This window comes from Collinsella sp. CLA-ER-H9 (genome assembly GCF_040092295.1).
Lineage (GTDB): Bacteria > Actinomycetota > Coriobacteriia > Coriobacteriales > Coriobacteriaceae > Collinsella.
This window is the reverse complement of the sequence record NZ_JBBNLV010000012.1, coordinates 16923-36075: the sequence shown is the minus strand read 5'-3', so window position 1 is coordinate 36075 and position 19153 is coordinate 16923. Positions and strand designations below refer to the sequence as shown.

Here is a 19153-nt window from a genome sequence, read left to right as displayed (position 1 = left end):
TCGCGACAGCAACATAACGGTAATGTCGCGGAAACACGGCGAGTCTAAGCTATGACTCGTTCGTTAGTAATCAACACCGCTTCTCACGCGGTGCCGATACGAAGGGAGTTCCGTATGGCCGAACTTACTGACCGCTTCGGGACCATGGTGTTCTCTGAGGAAGTCATGAAGGATTACCTCCCCAAGGACATTTGGAAGCGCCTTGCTGCAACCCTCGAGGGCGGTGAGCCGCTCGACCTGGACGTGGCCAACGCCGTTGCTCATGCCATGAAGGTCTGGGCCATCTCCAAGGGTGCGACGCACTACGCGCACTGGTTCCAGCCGCTTTCGGGCATTACTTCCGAGAAGCACGATAGCTTCCTGGAGCCCAACCACGACGGCACCGCCATTACCAAGTTTACGGGCAAGAACCTCATCCAGGGCGAGCCGGACGCCTCCAGCTTCCCCAACGGCGGCCTGCGCGCTACCTTCGAGGCCCGTGGCTACACCGCTTGGGATCCCACTAGCCCCGCCTTTATCAAGGACGATGTCCTGTGCATCCCCACGGCTTTCTGCTCCTACACGGGCGAGGCCCTGGACAAGAAGACCCCGCTGCTGCGTTCCATGACCGCGCTCTCGCGTGAGTCTAAGCGCGTTTTGGCGCTGTTTGGCAAGACCCCCAAGAAGGTCGTTCCTTCCGTGGGCGACGAGCAGGAGTACTTCCTGATCAAGAAGGACGCCTATCGCAAGCGCAAGGACCTGGTCATCACCGGCCGCACCCTCTTTGGTGCTGCTCCCTGCAAGGGCCAGGAGCTCGAGGAGCACTACTTTGGCGCTATCCGCCCCACCGTCTCGGCCTATATGAAGGACCTGGACGATGAGCTGTGGGCGCTTGGCATTCCCGCCAAGACCAAGCACAACGAGGTTGCTCCCTGCCAGCATGAGCTCGCACCGGTCTATGGCGAGGTCAACGAGGCCATCGACCAGAATCTGGTCATGATGGAGAAGATGAAGCTCATCGCCTCCCGCCACGACTTGGTCTGCCTGCTGCACGAGAAGCCCTTCGAGGGCATCAACGGTTCGGGCAAGCACAACAACTGGTCGCTTGGCACCGAGTCCGAGAATCTGCTCGATCCGGGCGACACCCCGCTCGACAACCTGCAGTTCATCGTCTTCCTCACCGCGGTGATCGAGGCCGTCGATAACTATCAGGAGCTCCTGCGTGCCTCCGTTGCCTCTGCCGGCAACGACCATCGTCTGGGCGCCAACGAGGCTCCTCCGGCGATTATGTCCATCTTCCTGGGCGACCAGCTTACCGAGGTCGTCGAGAAGATCATCGATGGCAAGGCTTCCGTCCATGCCACGCGCGGCGTGCTCGACCTGGGCGCCGATACCCTGCCCAAGCTGATGCAGGACAACACCGACCGCAACCGCACCTCCCCGTTTGCCTTCACCGGCAACAAGTTCGAGTTCCGTGCCTGCGGTTCCGAGCAGAACGTTTCCGACTCCAACCTGGTGCTCGATGCCGCCGTGGCCAAGTCGCTCAAGTCCTTCGCCGACGCGCTTGAGGGTACGCCCGAGGATGAGTTCCAGGACGCCGCGCTCGAGTACTGCAAGAAGGTCCTGACCGACCACCAGCGCATCCTGTTCTCCGGTGATGGCTACTCTGACGAGTGGCCCGTTGAGGCCGAGAAGCGCGGTCTTGCCAACAACAAGACCACGGCTGACGCCCTGCCCGCCTTTGTTTCCGATAAGGCCATTGCGCTCTTTGAGGAGACGGGTGTCCTGACCAAGGCCGAGGCCCAGTGCCGCTACGACTGTAAGCTCGAGAAGTACAACAAGCTCATGAACATCGAGGCCACCACGATGGTTCGCGAGGCGCGTCGTACCTATCGCCCGGTCATTACCGCCTATGCCACCAAGGTCGCTAAGGGCCTTGAGACTATTCGTGCCGCTGGTGCGGAGGCCGCCATGCAGTGCGAGCAGAACACGCTCAACAAGCTCTGCAACGGCATCACCACCATCAACGACTCCATCAAGGCGCTCGACGCCGTGCATCAGAAGGCCGAGGCTCTCGATGGCCAGGAGCAGGCCAACGTGTATGCACATGAGGTCGTTCCCGCTATGGATACGTTGCGCGCCGCCGTGGATGCTATGGAGGAGATTGTGGCCGCTGACTACTGGCCGGTCCCGACCTACGACGACATTCTGTTCTATGTGTAACAGACACGTTTGATTTTGCGTGTGAAGGGGTCTCGCCTGTGTGAGGCCCCTTCTTTTTTGCCGCTTTGACCTGCTTTGAACTTGCAGCCGAGCGAGCGTTTCGCGCGGGACATCTTAAAAGTTGTAACCTGTTTTGGCACGCGGACGTTTCGGCCGTTTGTTCATAAAGGGGAGGATTATCCGATGAAGGTATTCGATATCGTGTTTAGCCCGACCGGCGGAACGGAAAAGGCGTCTGGCTACATTGCCAATGCGTTGGAAGGGGAAACCGTTGCTGTAGATCTGACCGATAGCGGGCTTGGTTTTCGCACGGTTGCGATGACAAAAGAGGATGTAGCCGTGATCGCGGTACCCTCGTATGGCGGGCGAGTCCCGGCTGTGGCTGCGGAGCGCTTGGGTATGATGCGGGGAAACGGTGCGCAGGCGGTTCTGGTTTGTGTTTACGGAAACCGCGCGTATGAGGACACGCTGGTCGAGCTTGAGGATGCGGCGAAAGATGCGGGCTTTCGGGTGATCGCGGCGGTTTCTGCCATCGCCGAGCATTCTATTGTTCGCCAGTTTGCAGCCGGTCGGCCTGATGCACAGGACGCGGCGCAGCTCGCTGGGTTTGCGGATCAGATTCAGCAAAAGATGTCTGCAGGAGATGCTTCTGAGCCGGCTATTCCGGGTAATCGTCCCTATAAGAAGGCCGGGGGTACCGGCATGGTGCCTAGGGCCACAAAGGAGTGCACCGCCTGCGGGGCTTGCGTCGCAGCGTGTCCCGTTGGCGCTATCGATAAAGACGATCCCAAGCGGGTGGACAAAAAGGCCTGCATTTCCTGCATGCGCTGCATTGCCGTATGTCCGTGGGGCGCTCGCACGGTAAATCCCGTCATGCTCTCTGCGGCTACCAAGATGTTGAGCAAAGCCTGCTCTGAGCGAAAAGAATGCGAGCTGTTTATCTAGCGCAAGGGCGTTGAGTACTTTTCGTCTTATAACGGCAAAAAGAACGAACCCGTCGGACCTTACATCCGGCGGGTTCGTACATTTTTGAGTTGGTGCCCCCAGCGGGATGTCCGCGTGCGGCTGGCGCCGCCCGCTTCCGCTGCGTCGCTCCGCTCCTTGCGTGCTGTGCTGGAAAACGCTCCGCGTTTCCTCAGCTCCGCACCCTGTCGGGTTCGAATCCCGGCGTATGGGTAGCAAAAAGCCCGCCACCGAATTGGTAACGGGCTTCTCAGATTCTGTGGTGCCCCCAGCGGGATTCGAACCCGCGATATCCACCTTGAAAGGGTGGCGTCCTTGGCCGCTAGACGATGGGGACAGCGGGAAAGAGTATAGCAGACTTTTTTGCCGGCGCGTATATCGTTGGTAAACTGGAAAACCACCACACAGGAGCCGACTCTCTATCCCGATCTTCAAACACCTCAACCTGTAACATCTGGGCGGGCAAATCGGCTCTATGTGTTACAGATCGAGACAAACGGCGGGCGTCGGGACGAACATCTCAATCTGTAACAGTAAGACGACTTTCAACGGTCTAGATGTTACAGATCGAGACAAACTGCTGGGACGGTTCAAAACCACCACAAAGGTGCCTGTCCCCTTTGTGGTGGCGGGCGTTAGGGGAGGAGCTTCATCGCGGCGTCGTGGGCGGCGTGCTCGTAGGTGTCGTCGAGGGGTTTGAGCGGCAGCAGAGCGTTGGCCTGCGCGTCGCCACGGCGCTCGAGGGCGTGGACGATGAGCCAGTCGGCGAGCTCGGGGTTCTTGGGCAGTGCCGGTCCGTGTAGGTACGTGCCGATGACGCCCTTGTAGATGAGACCCTCAAAGCCATCGTCGCCGTTGTTACCGGTGCCCGTGACGACAGACGTTCCGAGCGGCGTGGCATCGGCGTCCAAAAGCGTGCGCCCGCCGTGGTTCTCGAATCCCACAAAGGGCTCGGGTGCCAGGTCGGTTTTGACGGCGACGTTGCCGATCAGGCGGTCGGAGCCGCGCACAGTCTCGGCGGCAATGACGCCCAGACCCTCAATGCGATCGTCGCCCATGTAGTACGAACGGCCGAGCAGCTGATAGCTGCCACAGATGGCAAGCAGTGTGCCGCCATCCTCAACATAGGCCGCGACCTTGTCTTTTTGAGCGAGCAGCTCGTGTGCCACAGCCAACTGGTCGCGATCGGAGCCGCCGCCCATCATGACGATATCGGCGTCGGTCAGGTCGAGCACCTCGCCCATGTGGACCTCGTCCACGCGCACGGGAATGCCGCGCCAGGCGCAGCGGCGTTCGAGCGCGATAACGTTGCCGCCGTCGCCATAGAGGTTGAGCGCATCGGGATACAGGTAGACGATGCGCAACGGGCGCGAAAGCTCGACCGGCGCGACGGCGGAAGGGATGGCGTTGCCATCGGCGCGGGCCACGGCGCGTCCGGCAACAACGTCGGCGGTGGCGCCCTTAAGCTCGTCGAGCTCCTTGACCAGCGGCGGGAAGGCCGTGTAGTTAGCGACAGCGTAGAAAGTGTTGCCGGCAGCCTCGTCTGCCACGGTGCCAATTGCCTGCGCGACGTCCGAGATAATTGCGGCATTGATGCCGGCGTACTTGAGACGTACCTGCATATCGTGTGCACGCGTGCCGCCGGCAAAGGCGACAAGCCCTGGGGTATCGGCGATGCGCTCGAAGTCGACGTCGTAGATCCAGGAGACATCGTGGCCGTCGGCACTGTTGTCGTTCAGGAAGAAAGCGCAGAGCCTGCCGCCTGCCGTTTTAATAGACTGGATCTGGCGATCGAAGCCCACGGGATTCTTGGCCAGGTTTGCCTCGACGGTACGGCCGGCGATCTCCCAGCGGCCCATGCGTCCGCCGGCGGGCACGTAGGCATCGAGCGTGGGCTGCAGGTGCGCCGTATCCACGCCTAACTCATGTGCGGCAAAGAATGCGGCGGCAACGTTGTAGACCATGTACAGGCCGTTGTAGCGCGTGGCGATGTGCGCGGCTGGTGCGTTGGAATCAGATCCAAACACCAGGTCAAAACCATAGCCATCGCGACTGAGCTCCACATTCGTTACGCGGCGGACCAGTGCGGGGCGTGCCCAACCGCACGAGGGGCAATGGTAGGCGCCGAGTTGACCATACTGTACGTAGTCGTACTCCAACGGGGCGTTGCACTGCGAGCAAAAACGCGAGTCGCTGATGCGGTCAGACTCGGTGTCGGTGGCGCCATCGATGCCAAAGGCAATACTCGCGTTGGGAACGCGCGCGGCAATCGAGGCGCACAGCGGGTCATCGGCGTTGTAGATGAGTGTCGTTGCCGGCGAAAGCTCCAGCGCGTGGGCGATGACCTCTTGGGTGTGATCGATCTCGCCATAGCGATCTAGCTGGTCACGGAACAGGTTGAGCAGCACGAAGTACGTCGGCTTGAGCTTGGGCAGGACGCGCACGGTGTAGAGTTCGTCGCACTCAAAGACGCCTACGCGCTTGCCGCTGCCGGCACGCTTGAGGCCGCTGCGCGCCTCGAGCAGTGCGCCCACCACGCCCGGCTCCATGTTGTTGCCGGCGCGGTTGCATACCACGGTGGCGCCGCTGGCGGCAACGGCGTCGGCGATCAGGTTCGAAGTGGTGGTCTTACCGTTGGTGCCGGTGATCACCACGCTGCGGTCGACAAGGCCCGCGAGGTCGCTCAGCAGCTTGGGGTTGATCTTCATGGCGATGCGGCCGGGGAGTACGCCGCCCTGGCGCTTAAGGACGGAGCGCAGCCCCCAGCGGGCGATATCGCTCGAGGTGCAGGCGAGAGATGAGCGGAGGTTCATGAAACCGTTCCTAACGTAAACGACATGGTCGGGTTGAGTGCATCACTAAAATCCGTAGCGGCGCGCAAATTCCTGGGCAAGCTGCGACACGTCTTCGCAGGCATTGGCCCAGGGGGCAAAGTCGGGAGTGTCCGAGATGATGCCGTCGGCTTCCCAAACTGCTTGGTGCGAAAGGTCCCAGGGATCGTGTGGCTCGGGCCGGCAGGGAAGGTATGGCGTCTGATACATGGGGTTCAGCAAAAAGAACGCGCCACCCTCGCAGCGGTTGGCAAACTCGCGCAGGGCGCGTGTCGCCGGACGCATCTTGTTTGTTTTGAACAGCAGAATCGTACGGGCGAGCAGGTACCAGGGAGAGTTCTCGAGGGCATCGGCCCCCATCTGCTCCTCGAGCTGGTGGGCCAAGGCAAAAAAGTCGTCCTGGTCTTCCAGGCGTGCGAGGGCAAGCAGTACGGTGCCGGCGGCACGGGTGGGATAGCCTTCTGCCTTAAGGGCGCGTCGGGCATAGTTGGCGGCAGCGCGGTAGCGGGCACTCGCCATGCACAGCTGCGAGATGGCCTCGAGCGTGTGGAGCCACCCGATAAGAGCCGGCTCGCTTACGGTGAGATCGGCCGCCGTCACGCCGTCCGTCAAAACCTTGTTGGCCCAGTAGTGTGGGGCCTCCATGTCGAACCCGGGCACGCTTTGCCGCAGGTAATCGGCCGTGGTCGCCTCGAGTTTCATCAGGTCGCCCAGGCAGGCATCGACGGGCGTGTCCGCCAGGATGATGGCGAGCAGCTGGGCATCGAGGACATACGCATCGACGCGGACGATCTTGAGCAACTCATCGCGCATATCGTCGAACAGGCGGTTGCGCGTCTGCTCAAACTCCTCGTCACTGCCCATGTCCTCGATGCGATGGAGCTCGTCGAGCAGGTGGCGATGAACTCCGGCATAGGACAGCAGCGCCTGGGCATGCTCGGTCTGCGCATACTTATGAGGGTTGACGCTCACGTCGTTATGGACAAGCTCGCGTGCTGCATCGGTGAGCTCGGGGTGCGACGCAACGTAGGCGCGCTCCAGGTAGGCGGGGATGTAGACGCTCGGATCCATTAGAGGTCCCCTCCCTTAAACGGCAAGCCCTGCTCGGCCGCCCGCAGGATGTGCTCATCGATCTGGGAGCGCACGATATCGTTGGTGGCGACCCAGGCGGCAAAGCTGGCGTTGTCGGGGGCGCCCAAGCCCTCCTGCAGTACCGGCGTCGCCTCGGACAGCGCAAGGACAAGCTCGTCGGTGGAGCCCACGCCCACGTTGACGCGGGCATAGACGCCATCGGGAAACTCGGTTTGGAAGTAGAGTGCCTCGGCTGCGTGCGGGCACGAGCGTGCAAGGATGCGCAAGTAGTGCTCGGCGTCCTCGTAGTCCAGCTCGCGCCAGGCTGCGCTCATCAGCGCGATGAGCGTCCATGGGTCCAAGTCGCGCTCCGCGTCCTTGGGACGACGGCGCAGCGGCGTGTTGGCGAGATAGGGGACGGAGTGGGCAGAGCGAAAGCGCTTGAGCTCCTCGGCGGGGTATTCGAGCTTCGCCATGGCGAGCATCGCGGTGTGGCGGACGCCGGCCGGATCGTTAGGGGCAAAGTCGAGGCTGCGGTTTGCGGCTTCGAGCGACATGCGATAGCGGCCGCTAATGAGGGCGCGCGACGCAAGGGCAGCAAGCCAGCGCAGGTAGGGGCGGCGCATAAGGTCGCCTGCGGCCTCGCGCTCGTAGGGGTCCTGCGCCGAGGCGATCTTGAGCGCCAGATCATGCTCGACTTCATCGCGCTTGGATACCAAGTACTGTACGTACTCCTCGTTGGAGTTGGCGGTGAGGGCGGTCAGCATGCGCTGAGCGTCCCAGTTGGCGGGATCGAGCTCGGCCGCCTCGCGAAGCATGTTCTCGGCAGCGGCCTCTTCTTGCTCTGCCTGGATATCGTCAGGGATAAAGGGAATGCGGTAGTCGACAGCCTCGACCACCTTGGCAATGAGGTGCCCGGCGCGGTCGCGGTCGTGCACGATGAGCGGCGCGGGGTTGCGGGTGAATTGTTCCATCAGACGCTCTACGGCGGCACCGTCGGTGAGCGGGATATTGTCGCGGCGCAAGGCCTCAAGAACGAGGCGATGGCAATCCTCTTGAAGGGGATCGAATGCCATGGGGCCTCCTTTGCTGCGGTTAGGGTTCAAATGTCTCTATATAAGGTTCTAGTTTACCCGCATGTGGCACACCGGGGGTGCCGCACTTGGACATGCACCTTTGCACCACGAAGACGGATGTCGCACAAATGTCGGCACCTTGGACGACTGAGTGGTATCACGATGCCGCAAACGGTCGATTTTTGGCGGCGAACGGGGCACATTTTGGAGGGCCACAGTCCTGCCCGGGATATGTGGTCAACCTTGATAAAACGTTTGCCCAGCTTGGGAGTATGAATGCCCCACAAGGGTCTTCAGGGATAGAAAAAACGTTTCATCATTGTCGGCTTTAGGTGAATAACTGACCAACCAGAACGGTAGAATAGTGTTTGTCTGAGCGTTGAGACGTTTAGACATCGCGCATTGTCATCGCCGGCAACGCGCAAAACGGTCCTAACGGAGCCAATCGGGTGCTCCGTTATATACGCAAGTCTAAGAGGGGCTTGTTTAGGAGGCACAGTATGGGACGTTTTACCAATCCTCGCGATCTGTACTTTGGTGAGGGCGCTCGCCACGAGGTGAAGAACCTCAAGGGCAAGAAGGCCATCATCGTTTCTGGCGGCAGCTCTATGCGCCGCGGCGGGTTCCTGCAGGACGTTGAGGCCGACCTCAAAGAGGCCGGCATGGAGGTCAAGCTGTTCGAGGGCGTCGAGTCCGATCCATCCATCGAGACGGTCATGAAGGGCGCCGAGGCCATGCGCGAGTTCGAGCCCGACTGGATTATCGCCATCGGCGGCGGCTCGCCCATCGATGCCGCTAAGGCCATGTGGGTCTTCTACGAGTATCCCGAGGAGTCCTTCGATAACATCATCCAGCCGTTCAGCTTCCCCGAGCTGCGTCAGAAGGCTCACTTCTGCGCCATCTCCTCTACCTCCGGTACCGCTACCGAGGTCACTGCCTTCTCCGTCATTACCGACTACGCCAAGGGCATCAAGTACCCGCTGGCCGACTTCAACATCACCCCTGATGTCGCCATCGTCGACCCCGAGCTCACCTACACCATGCCCGCCAAGCTGTGCGCTCACACCGGCATGGACGCTCTGACCCACTGCATGGAGGCCTACGTTTCCACCTGCGCTTCCATGTTCACCGACGCCAACGCTCTGCACGGCATCCGCGAGATCGTCGAGTGGCTGCCCAAGTCCTATGCTGGCGACCATGAGGCCCGTCAGCACATGCACGAGGCTCAGTGCATCGCCGGTATCGCCTTCTCCTCGGGCCTGCTCGGCATCGTTCACTCCATGGCTCACAAGACCGGTGCTGCCTTCGAGAACGGCCACATCATCCACGGTGCTGCTAACGCCATGTACCTGGGCAAGGTCATCCAGTGGAACTCCAAGGATCCCCGTGCTGCCGAGCGTTATGCTTACGTGGCCAAGGAGATCCTGCACCTTCCCGGCGAGACCAACGAGGAGCTCATCGCCGCGCTCGTCCAGAAGATTCGCGACCTCAACGACCAGCTCAACATTCCGCAGTCCATCAAGGATTACGCGAATGGTGGCGTGAAGGTCGACGCCGAGAACCCGCAGATGGTCTCCGAGGAGGAGTTCCTCGCCAAGCTTCCCGAGATCGCCGCGAACGCCGAGACCGACGCCTGCACGCCCGAGAACCCGCGTGAGACCAAGGCTGCCGACTTCGAGAAGATTCTCAAGGCCTGCTACTACGACACCGACATCGATTTCTAATCGACTCTTGTTATCGTAACGAGGGGCTCCGCACGTATCTGTACGGAGCCCCTTTCTTTTTTATTTTAGAGAATGGGATAGTTATGGCTGCAATTTTCAATAGCCCCAGCAAGTACATCCAGGGCCCGGACGAGCTGGCCAAGCTCGGTTCCTATGTCGAGCCGCTCGGTGCTAAGGCCCTCGTCATCGTGACGCCTTCGGGCAAGAAGCGTGTCGGTGCCAAGATCGAGGGCGGTTTTGCCGAGGCTAAGGCCGAGCTGCTGTTTGAGGACTTTAACGGCGAGTGCTCCAAGGGCGAGGTCGATCGCCTGGTTGCGCTCGCTCGCGACAACGGTTGCGACATCATCGTCGGCGTCGGTGGCGGCAAGATCCTCGACACCGCGAAGGCCGTCGCCTATTACCTGGAGTCTCCGGTTATCATTTGCCCCACCATTGCTTCGACCGATGCACCGTGCTCGGCACTTTCGGTGCTCTACACCGATGACGGCCAGTTCGATAAATATCTCTTCCTTAAGGCAAACCCCAACATTGTCCTGATGGATACGACGGTTATCGCGGCGAGCCCGGTGCGCCTGACGGTTTCCGGTATGGGCGATGCGCTCGCAACCTATTTCGAGGCACAGGCGACGCATGATGCCGACGGCGGCACCTGCGCCGGCGGCAAGGGCGGTATGGCTGGCCTGGCGCTCGCCAAGCTCTGCTATGAGACGCTCATGGCCGATGGCGTCAAGGCCAAGGTCGCGCTGGAGAAGGGTGCGCTCACGCCTGCCGTCGAGCACATCATCGAGGCCAATACGCTGCTTTCGGGCATTGGCTTTGAGAGCTCGGGCCTTGCTGCTGCTCATGCCATCCACAATGGCCTGACGATGCTGCCCGAGTGCCACGGCATGTATCACGGCGAGAAGGTCGCCTTTGGTACCATCGTCCAGCTGGTACTCGAGGATGCTCCGACTGAGAAGCTTGAGGAAGTCTTGGGCTTCTGCATTGAGTTGGGCCTGCCGGTCACGATGAAGGAACTTGGCGTTGCCGAGCTTACACGCGAGCAGGCCATGATTGTTGCCGAGGCCGCCTGCGCGCCCGATGACACCATGTGCAACATGCCGTTTGAGGTGACGCCTGAGATGGTCGCCAACGCCATCCTGGGTGCCGACGCGCTGGGTCATTATTACCTCATGGATGAGTAAATCAAGCTAAGGAAGGGGCAAAGCCGGCAGATGGCTTTGCCCCTTTTTGCTATGGTGCAAAGTGGCCTGTCTCCAATGCACAAGTTGGTGCAGGGGGCAAGTTACTTTGCACCAATCGTTATTTGATGAAGGGCGGATTCTCGTATGGCGCTTCCCATGGTTTATGGCGGTCCCGGCCGGTATGTTCAGGGGCCGGGCGAACTTTCGCGTCAGGGCAGGTATTTGTCATGGTTGGGCTGCGCTGCTTATGTCTTGTTTGACCAGGGCACCGAGGATCGGCTGTGCAAGCAGATCGTCGATGGATTTCTGGACGAAGATCTAAGTGAGCCGTTCTTTAAGATTTATGACGGTCCGTGTACGGAAGACGCCGTTGTCGAAATGGCTAAGGAAGCCCGGGCCGAGTATTGCGACGTGGTGGTGGGCATTGGCGGCGGCAAGATACTCGATATTGCCAAGGCCGTTGCGTTTTATGCCGAGGTGCCGTTGTGCGTATGCCCCACGGCGGCTTCGATGGACGGTCCGTGCAGCGCGATTTCGGTGCTGTATCACGAGGATGGGTCGTTCGACCGCTACCTGATGCTCGAGAAGAATCCAGACCTGGTCGTGGTCGATACCAACGTGGTCGCGGCAGCCCCGCTGCGCATGACAGTCGCTGGTATGGGCGACGCGCTGGCAACGTACTTCGAGGCGCGTTCGTGCGCCGCGGCGCACGGCTCCAACGAGCACGGTGGCACGCCGGGACACTTGGCTCTGGTCGCGGCACGTGCCTGCTACGACGCGCTCATGGAGTGCGGCGTCGCTGCCAAGCGCGATCTCAAAAAGGGCCGTATATCGCCAGCGGTTGAGCGCCTGATCGAGTGCAATATTCTGCTTTCGGGCGTCGGCTTTGAGAGCGGTGGCTTGGCGTTGGCGCATGCGATCGCCAACGGCCTGACGATTTTGCCCGAGTGCAAGGCCATGCACGGCGAGGCCGTAGGGTTTGGTCTGGTGGTGCAGCTGCGCCTGGAGCGTGCACCCGAGCTTGATCGGGTGCTCGAGTTTTGCCAACGCGTCGGTCTGCCGACGACGCTCGAGGAGCTGGGCCTTGGCGAGATTTCCGATGCCGATCTGCAGAGTGTTGCAAATGCGGTCTTTAGAAACGAGCGTAACATGGCCAACGAGCAGACCAAGGTGACCAAACAGAAGCTCGTGCAGCTCATGTGCGAGGCATAGCTTGGCGCTTGATTGACCTTGTGCAATCGAGGCGGCGATAGGCATAGGCTATTTGCCGCAAAGATGCGCCGCGTGTAATTTGCCCGAGGCGTGGGCCGATAGCGTATCATTATCTCTTGCTTGTTTGCACTGCTCAGGGAGGGGCCGCGCATGGCGCAGGAACACGATCTGTTTGATGACATTATCGAGATCAGCAAGGGTTTCGACTTTCTTAAAAACCCGCTTGGCGGTGTGACCGATGCACTCGATCCGTCGGCACCGCAGTGGAATCCTGCCGACTACAAGGAGCGTCCGCGCGGCAACACCATTCCGTGCCTGACCTGCAAAAACGAAAAGAGCGGTTGCACCGCGTGCATGGACGTGTGCCCGGTCAACGCTATCGAGGTCGAGGAAGACGCCATCGAGATCCTCGACTCCTGCCGCAAGTGCGGCCTGTGCGCCGCTGCCTGTCCGACCGAGGCGATCATCTCGCCGCGCCTGGCGCCTAAAAACCTATATGACGATATCGTCTCTGCTGCTACGAGCCACGAGACCGCCTACGTCACCTGCACGCGCGCCCTCAAGCGCATGCCGCGCGAAAACGAGGTCGTCGTTGCCTGTGTGGGCGATATTACGGCCGAGACCTGGTTCTCGGTGCTGGCCGACTATCCCAACGTGAGCGTCTACCTGCCACTGGGCGTGTGCGATAAGTGTCGCAACACCGGCGGTGAGGACATTCTGGGCGAGGCGATTGCGAAGGCCGAGGAGTGGTCTGGCACGGGTTTGGGCCTGGAGGTCGACCCCAAGAGCCTCAAGTGCCATAAGCTTCGCGAGTACGAACGCAAGGAGTACATGGAAAAGATCGCCCGCACGACGGGCCTGACAGTGACCAAGCTCAACCCGGCGACGGCGGCGCTGGCCTCGGTGACGCAGAAGCTCAAAGCCCATCGTCATCAGATTACCCAGCTGGAGCGCACGCTCAACACCATGTGCGGCACCACGACGACCAAGCGTCGCCGTTCGCTCACGCACGGGCGGCAGCTGGTGCTCTCGACACTGCAGAACCATCCCGAGCTTGCCCAGAACATGCAGGTGAGCACGCCGGAGTGCGATTTTGACAAGTGCACGTCGTGTGGCGAGTGCGTTAACGCGTGCCCCACGTCCGCCTGCGATTTGGTGGGAAGCGGCCGCTTTGCGTTGGAGTCCACGTATTGTTTAGGCTGTGGCGCCTGTGTCAAGGTTTGTCCCGAGCATGCGCTCAAGCTGGTCGAGCACGACGCCTCCAATCTGGTTGTCGTCGATCCCGAGGCCGAGGAAAAGGCTGCCCAGAAGGCCAAGGCCCACGAAGAGGCGATGAAGGTCAAGGCCGAGGCAAAGGCCAAGCTCGACAAGATGCTCGACCAGGTGGAGAAGCTCGCGGACTAGCTAAAAGAGCGTAAATGATGGCCGGTGGGACAGGTACTGCCCCGCCGGCCAAAAAAGTTGCGGTGGAATAGTTCCTGTTTTGCCCTTAAGCTGGCCATTCTAGGAACTATTCCACCGCAACTAATAAATGGTTAGTTCATGCTGCTTTGGTGGCCGGTTCGACCGGTACCGTTGCGCGTCACGGTTTCATGGAGCAAAAAGAACCCGGGAACCTGTTTGGTCTCGGTGTATTCCATAAGGATACCGTCGGCGTTGTAGGTCTGTCCGCGTATAACGGCGAGTGCGTTAAAGTCGTCGAGATCGAGCACGCGCGTATCCTCGGGCGTGGGATGCTCGATCGTTACATCGCGTTTGCCCGTGGCAATCTTAATGCCAAGGTCTTCTTCGAGGTAACGATAGATCGAGTCGTTGACAATCTCGGGTGTCAGCCCCGGTACCTGTGAGCTTAGGTAATAGGAGTCGTCGGAGCACACGGCTTGTCCGTCTGCATAACGGATGCGTTTGGCGCGTGTGAGCTCACAGCCTTCGGGAAACCCGGTAATCTTGGAGAGCGCCTTGCTGCAGATGAGGAGCTCAAAGACGGTGGTGACAGTCTTGAGCTCAAAGCCTCGGTTGACCGCGATTTCCTTAAAGGTCTCGAGTCCGCCGCCACCACGACTCTTCTCGTCACTGATGTTGCGAATGACGCGCATGCCTTTGCCTTGCTGGGGGAGCACGTAACCATCTGCCGCAAGCATCGAGATGGCGCGACGGACCGTCATGCGCGAACAGTCAAACAGCTGCGTGAGCTCAGTCTCCGAAGGCAGATAGCTCTGATAGGCGTATGTGCCGTCGTCAATCGACTGCTTCACGTTGTCATAAATAGTTTGGAAGATGGCTCGCGCCATGACGGTCTCCTAGAGCTGGGTGCGTGAACGACGGATGAGGGCCGTCCGCGCAGGTGTCAATCGATTTACTTGCTGGGGTCGATTATATATTTACCCATGGCACGCAGAGCTGGGTCTGACAGGATGGCGCCGAGTTCGTCGAGGGAAGCCACCTTGGCGACCATCGAGGATACGTCGAGCCTGCCAGAGTCGATGAGCTCGAGCGCGCGACGCTGCGTATAAGGGTTGATGTAGGACGAGGTAAGCACAAGCTCCTTCTGGAAGACCTCGAAGGGCTTGACGGTGATTGTCTCATCGGGCTTGGTGAGGCCGAACATCATGACCGTAGCCTTGTGGCCGGCGATCTGGATGGCTTGCTCGATGGTGACGGGCTTGCCAACACACTCGATAACGACATCGACGTTGCCGACGCCCTCCTGCTTCAGGCGGGCCGGGACGTCCTCGTGGATGGAATCAATTGCCAGGTCGGCGCCGAGTTTGAGCGCAACCTCGCGCTTGCCCTCGACGGGCTCGAGCAAGACGACCTTGGTGGCGCCGGCGTTTTTGGCAAGCTGCATCATGAGCAGACCGATCATGCCACCGCCGATAACGACAACTGTGCTGCCGGGCTTGATGTTGCACATATCAATGCCGTGCAGGCAGCAGGAGACGGGCTCGGTCATAGCACCCTGCTCAAAGCTGGTGTGATCGCCCAACTTGTAGACTTGCTGCATATCGACGGAGCAGTACTCGGCAAAGCCGCCGTTAACGGTGGTGCCGTAACCGGTCATATGCTCGCAGTAGTGGTTGATTCCGTCGCGGCAGGGTTCGCAGCAGCCGCAGGGATGGTTTGGGTCGATGCACACGCGATCGCCCGGTTTAAAGCCAGCGACGTCGCTGCCCACGGCCTCGACAACGCCCGCAAACTCATGACCAAGGATCGTGGGCGGGGTAACGTCGGCTGCACCCTTGTCGCCTTCATAGATATGAACGTCGGTACCGCAGACGCCGCAAGCTTTGACGTTGATCAGAACGTCGCGCCTGCCCACGGCCGGCTTTGCCGATTCCTCGACTCTGAGGTCGTGCTTTCCATAGAAGACCGCACTTTTCATGGTGACTCCTTAACGTGGCGGTGAATGTTGTATCGAAGTATAGGTATGTAAACATCCTTATACAAGCATATCTAGACAAGTTGATAAATTTTTTGGTTTTAAAGAATTACGACAAACAGGCAATAACAGGTAAATTATTTGAAATAAACCGTTCACCGTCAATTATCGACCGCTGACCGAACATAGAAACCGTATTAACTTGTCTAGATAAGTGATATGATAAAAAAAGAAGCGCAAGAAGTCGGGGACACGGGCCCACCCGTCCTATTGCACGAGGTACACGCAAACGGCGCGTCTGCGGTCTCGAGTGAAGCCAAAACCGCAGCCGCTCCGAATGAAGAGAGGGGGATTCCCCGTCATGATGCAAAAGATACAACGTTTCGGCGGTGCAATGTACACGCCTGCAATTCTTTTCGCATTTTCCGGAATCGTCGTCGGCCTGGGTACGTTGTTTACCACCGAGGCGATCTTTGGCGAGATGGCCACTGCGGGCCATCTTTGGTTTGATTGCTGGAATGTGCTGCTCCAGGGTGGTTGGACGCTCTTTAACCAGATGCCGTTGCTGTTTTGCGTAGCGTTGCCAATCTCGCTCGCGAACAAGCAGAACGCTCGCTGCTGCATGGAGGCTTTGGCCATCTACCTTACCTTCAACTACTTTGTAAGCACAATCTTGGGGCAGTGGGGCCCTGTCTTTGGTGTCGACTATTCTGTCGAGGCGGGCAGCGGTACTGGTCTTGCCACTATCGCAAGCATCAAAACGCTTGACATGGGCATCATGGGCGCGCTCATTATCTCTGGTATCGCCACGATGCTGCATAACAAGTTCTTCGACACCGAACTTCCTGAGTGGCTGGGCGTGTTCTCGGGTTCCGTGTTCATCTATATGATCGGTTTCTTCGTTATGGTTCCGGTCGCTCTTATCGCCTGCCTGGTGTGGCCGCATGTTCAGGCTGCTATCGCCGCCTTCCAGGGATTCATCCTTTCCGCCGGTACGTTTGGCGTGGGTGTCTTTGCTTTCTTCGAGCGCGTGCTGATCCCTACAGGCCTGCACCACTTTATCTATACGCCGTTCTATTACGACAACGCGGCGGTCAACGGCGGCATCTTTGCTGCTTGGGCCAACATCCTGCCCCAACTGGCTGCCGATCCGAGCATTGCTCTTAAGGATGCCGCACCCTGGGCTGCCTATACCTGCCCTGGTTGGACTAAGGTCTTCGGCTCGCTTGGCGTCGCCATTGCGTTTTATATGACCGCCAAACCCGAGCGCAAGCAGCGCGTCAAGGCTCTGCTGATCCCGGTCACCCTTACCGCTATGCTTTGCGGTATCACCGAGCCGCTTGACTTCACCTTCCTGTTCATCGCGCCCGGCCTGTTCGTCGTCCACTGCGTGCTCGGAGCGCTTGGCTGCATGGCTCAAAACCTCCTTGGCGTCGTGGGTATCTTCGACGGCGGCATCATCTCGATGCTCTCGTGGGACTGGTTGCCCCTTTGGGCCGCACACGGTCTGCAGTACGCCATCTCCATCCTTGTCGGTCTGTGCTTTACCGCTCTTTGGGTTGTGGTCTTCCGTTTCCTGATCGTCAAGTTCGACTTTAAGACCCCCGGTCGCGAGGATGACGATGTTGAGGTCGAGCTCAAGTCCAAGGCCGACTACAAGCAAAAGCAGGGCGGTGCTGCTGCTGGCAAATCGGCCGCCCAGAGTAAAGATGATGAGCGCTTGGTGCTTGCCGAGAACATCCTCGATCTGCTCGGTGGCACGGATAACATCATCGATGTAACGAACTGCGCTACCCGTCTGCGCGTTAACGTCAAGGACAAGAGCGTCGTTGCACCCGAGGCTTCCTTCAAGGCGATCGGTACGCATGGCTTGGTGGTCCAAGGTCAGTCAATCCAGGTCATCGTCGGCCTTAGCGTCCCGCAGGTTCGTGAGAAGTTCGAGAGTCTTCTGAAGTTCGAGAGTCTTCTGTAAACCATCGTCCATCGAAACAATCGGCCTTGCAGAGCCGGTATGCACCGCAAGGCCGATTCTAGAGATAAAAAACTCCACTTCTAGGTAACAATTCCAAACCGTGCAGGCCGCGTACGGGGATGGATTGAGCAAGCGGCCAGAATGAGGAGGACATCATGTCCAAGAAAAACTATGCCGTGACCATTGCCGGCGGTGGCTCTACCTTCACCCCGGGCATCGCTCTGATGCTGCTTGAGGAGCGCGACCGCTTCCCGGTCAACAAGGTGACCTTCTACGACAACAACGCCGAGCGCCAGGAGATCGTGGCAAAGGCCTGCGAGATCTACTTCCACGAGAACGCCCCCGAGGTTGAGTTTAGCTACACCACCGACCCCGAGACCGCATTCACCGGGACCGACTTCGTCCTTGCTCACATCCGCGTCGGCCTGTACGCCATGCGTGAGCTCGACGAGAAGATTCCTCTCAAGTACGGCTGCGTTGGCCAAGAGACCTGCGGTGCCGGCGGTATCGCCTACGGCATGCGCTCCATCGGTGGTGTCATCGAGATCCTCGACTACATGGAGAAGTACAGCCCCAACGCCTGGATGCTCAACTACTCCAACCCCGCGGCTATCGTCGCCGAGGCCTGCCGCGTGCTGCGCCCCAACAGCCGCATCATCAACATCTGCGACATGCCGATCGACCTTATGGATAAGATGAGCCGTATGTGCGGCATCAAGGATCGTCGCGAGCTGCAGTATAGCTACTACGGCCTCAACCACTTTGGTTGGTGGAGCAAGATCTACGACAAGGACGGTAACGACCTCATGCCGCAGATTAAGGAGCACATGGCTAAGAACGGCTACCTGGACGGCATCGAGCACGAGGCCGGTAAGGAGCAGCATGTCGAGGAGAGCTGGATTCACACCTTCGGCAAGGCCAAGGATGTCTATGCTGTCGATCCCGAGACGATTCCCAATACCTACCTCAAGTATTACCTGTACCCGGACTATGTCGTCGAGACGTCTGACCCCAACTACACTCGCGCCAATGAGGTTATGGACGGCCGCGAGAAGAAGGTCTTTGGCGCTTGCCGCGACATCATCGCCAAGGGTACGGCTAAAGACGGCGGCTTTGAGCCAGATGTACATGCCAACTACATCGTCGACCTTGCCTGCGCACTGGCCGAGAACACGCTCGAGCGCTTCCTGCTGATTGTCCCCAACGATGGTGCTGTGCCCAACTTCGACCCGACGGCCATGGTCGAGGTGCCTTGCATCGTCGGCTCCAACGGCTTTGAGAAGATCTGCCAGGGCCCGATTCCGCAGTTCCAGAAGGGCCTGATGGAGCAGCAGGTTTCCGTCGAGAAGCTCGTTGTCCAGGCTTGGGTCGAGGGCAGCTACCAGAAGCTCTGGCAGGCACTCACGCTCTCCAAGACCATTCCTTCGGCGAGCGTTGCCAAGCAGATCCTGGACGAGCTCATCGAGGCCAACAAGGATTTCTGGCCCGAGCTTAAGTAAGGACTACTGTCTCGAACCTCACGCATCTCTGCTTCATTTG

13 protein-coding genes and 1 tRNA gene are annotated in these 19153 nt (G+C 59.5%); 8 read left to right on the top strand and 6 right to left on the bottom strand.

Annotated features, from left to right (window positions below):
- Nucleotides 1–114: 114 nt before the first annotated feature.
- Both AAAX73_RS07520 and AAAX73_RS07515 read left to right on the top strand, forming a co-directional pair.
- Complete coding sequence (locus tag AAAX73_RS07520; RefSeq protein ID WP_118205277.1) at nucleotides 115–2202, top strand: glutamine synthetase III; 2088 nt, start codon at nucleotides 115–117, stop codon at nucleotides 2200–2202.
- 183 nt (nucleotides 2203–2385) lie between these two features.
- The gene (locus AAAX73_RS07515; protein ID WP_349125545.1) at nucleotides 2386–3147 is read left to right on the top strand and encodes a 4Fe-4S binding protein; all 762 of its coding nucleotides are present in this window, start codon (nucleotides 2386–2388) and stop codon (nucleotides 3145–3147) included.
- 278 nt (nucleotides 3148–3425) lie between these two features.
- Here AAAX73_RS07515 and AAAX73_RS07510 read toward each other — a convergent pair.
- The 4 genes from AAAX73_RS07510 to AAAX73_RS07495 form a co-directional block, all read right to left on the bottom strand.
- Nucleotides 3426–3502 (bottom strand) — tRNA-Glu (locus AAAX73_RS07510).
- Nucleotides 3503–3800: 298 nt separating this feature from the next.
- Nucleotides 3801–5978, bottom strand: coding sequence for a MurT ligase domain-containing protein (locus AAAX73_RS07505; RefSeq protein WP_349125544.1), 2178 nt, complete (start codon nucleotides 5976–5978; stop codon nucleotides 3801–3803).
- Between the two features lie 45 nt (nucleotides 5979–6023).
- On the bottom strand, nucleotides 6024–7067 hold the full coding sequence (locus tag AAAX73_RS07500) for a hypothetical protein (RefSeq protein ID WP_349125543.1): 1044 nt from the start codon (nucleotides 7065–7067) through the stop codon (nucleotides 6024–6026).
- The gene (locus tag AAAX73_RS07495) at nucleotides 7067–8143 is read right to left on the bottom strand and encodes a hypothetical protein (RefSeq protein ID WP_349125542.1); all 1077 of its coding nucleotides are present in this window, start codon (nucleotides 8141–8143) and stop codon (nucleotides 7067–7069) included. The genes AAAX73_RS07500 and AAAX73_RS07495 overlap by 1 nt, the downstream gene beginning before the upstream one ends.
- Before the next feature lie 500 nt (nucleotides 8144–8643).
- Between AAAX73_RS07495 and AAAX73_RS07490 the strand changes: the two genes are divergently transcribed.
- The 4 genes from AAAX73_RS07490 (at nucleotide 8644) to AAAX73_RS07475 (ending at nucleotide 13667) form a co-directional block, all read left to right on the top strand.
- Nucleotides 8644–9867 carry an iron-containing alcohol dehydrogenase gene (locus AAAX73_RS07490; protein ID WP_117655226.1) on the top strand — a complete coding sequence of 408 codons (1224 nt, stop codon included), beginning with the start codon at nucleotides 8644–8646 and terminating at the stop codon, nucleotides 9865–9867.
- Nucleotides 9868–9950: 83 nt separating this feature from the next.
- Entirely contained in the window at nucleotides 9951–11051 is a 1101-nt protein-coding gene (locus AAAX73_RS07485; RefSeq protein WP_117563611.1) for a glycerol dehydrogenase, read from the top strand.
- Nucleotides 11052–11195: 144 nt separating this feature from the next.
- Nucleotides 11196–12263 (top strand): glycerol dehydrogenase, encoded by a 1068-nt coding sequence (locus tag AAAX73_RS07480; protein ID WP_349125541.1) that lies wholly within the window; start codon nucleotides 11196–11198, stop codon nucleotides 12261–12263.
- Nucleotides 12264–12413: 150 nt separating this feature from the next.
- A complete protein-coding gene (locus AAAX73_RS07475; protein ID WP_349125540.1) occupies nucleotides 12414–13667 on the top strand; it encodes a 4Fe-4S binding protein in 1254 nt (417 codons plus the stop codon).
- 131 nt (nucleotides 13668–13798) lie between these two features.
- Here AAAX73_RS07475 and AAAX73_RS07470 read toward each other — a convergent pair whose 3' ends face one another.
- Both AAAX73_RS07470 and AAAX73_RS07465 read right to left on the bottom strand, forming a co-directional pair.
- Entirely contained in the window at nucleotides 13799–14554 is a 756-nt protein-coding gene (locus AAAX73_RS07470) for a GntR family transcriptional regulator (protein WP_117876759.1), read from the bottom strand.
- 65 nt (nucleotides 14555–14619) lie between these two features.
- A complete protein-coding gene (locus AAAX73_RS07465; protein WP_117716787.1) occupies nucleotides 14620–15645 on the bottom strand; it encodes a zinc-dependent alcohol dehydrogenase family protein in 1026 nt (341 codons plus the stop codon).
- A gap of 334 nt (nucleotides 15646–15979) precedes the next feature.
- On the opposite strand from AAAX73_RS07465, the gene AAAX73_RS07460 reads away from it, so the two are divergent.
- Complete coding sequence (locus AAAX73_RS07460) at nucleotides 15980–17614, top strand: alpha-glucoside-specific PTS transporter subunit IIBC (protein WP_349125539.1); 1635 nt, start codon at nucleotides 15980–15982, stop codon at nucleotides 17612–17614.
- Nucleotides 17615–17769: 155 nt separating this feature from the next.
- The gene (locus AAAX73_RS07455) at nucleotides 17770–19113 is read left to right on the top strand and encodes a 6-phospho-alpha-glucosidase (protein ID WP_195520637.1); all 1344 of its coding nucleotides are present in this window, start codon (nucleotides 17770–17772) and stop codon (nucleotides 19111–19113) included.
- Nucleotides 19114–19153: the final 40 nt, after the last annotated feature.

Excerpts from the sequence above, each read along its gene's own strand:
- AAAX73_RS07515 (WP_349125545.1), top strand. The coding sequence starts at position 2,386 with ATGAAGGTATTCGATATCGTGTTTAGCCCGACCGGCGGAACGGAAAAG.
- AAAX73_RS07495 (WP_349125542.1), bottom strand. The coding sequence starts at position 8,143 with ATGGCATTCGATCCCCTTCAAGAGGATTGCCATCGCCTCGTTCTTGAG.
- AAAX73_RS07480 (WP_349125541.1), top strand. The coding sequence starts at position 11,196 with ATGGCGCTTCCCATGGTTTATGGCGGTCCCGGCCGGTATGTTCAGGGG.
- AAAX73_RS07520 (WP_118205277.1), top strand. The coding sequence starts at position 115 with ATGGCCGAACTTACTGACCGCTTCGGGACCATGGTGTTCTCTGAGGAA.
- AAAX73_RS07465 (WP_117716787.1), bottom strand. The coding sequence starts at position 15,645 with ATGAAAAGTGCGGTCTTCTATGGAAAGCACGACCTCAGAGTCGAGGAA.
- AAAX73_RS07500 (WP_349125543.1), bottom strand. The coding sequence starts at position 7,067 with ATGGATCCGAGCGTCTACATCCCCGCCTACCTGGAGCGCGCCTACGTT.
- AAAX73_RS07505 (WP_349125544.1), bottom strand. The coding sequence starts at position 5,978 with ATGAACCTCCGCTCATCTCTCGCCTGCACCTCGAGCGATATCGCCCGC.
- AAAX73_RS07470 (WP_117876759.1), bottom strand. The coding sequence starts at position 14,554 with ATGGCGCGAGCCATCTTCCAAACTATTTATGACAACGTGAAGCAGTCG.
- AAAX73_RS07455 (WP_195520637.1), top strand. The coding sequence starts at position 17,770 with ATGTCCAAGAAAAACTATGCCGTGACCATTGCCGGCGGTGGCTCTACC.
- AAAX73_RS07485 (WP_117563611.1), top strand. The coding sequence starts at position 9,951 with ATGGCTGCAATTTTCAATAGCCCCAGCAAGTACATCCAGGGCCCGGAC.
- AAAX73_RS07490 (WP_117655226.1), top strand. The coding sequence starts at position 8,644 with ATGGGACGTTTTACCAATCCTCGCGATCTGTACTTTGGTGAGGGCGCT.
- AAAX73_RS07460 (WP_349125539.1), top strand. The coding sequence starts at position 15,980 with ATGAAGAGAGGGGGATTCCCCGTCATGATGCAAAAGATACAACGTTTC.
- AAAX73_RS07475 (WP_349125540.1), top strand. The coding sequence starts at position 12,414 with ATGGCGCAGGAACACGATCTGTTTGATGACATTATCGAGATCAGCAAG.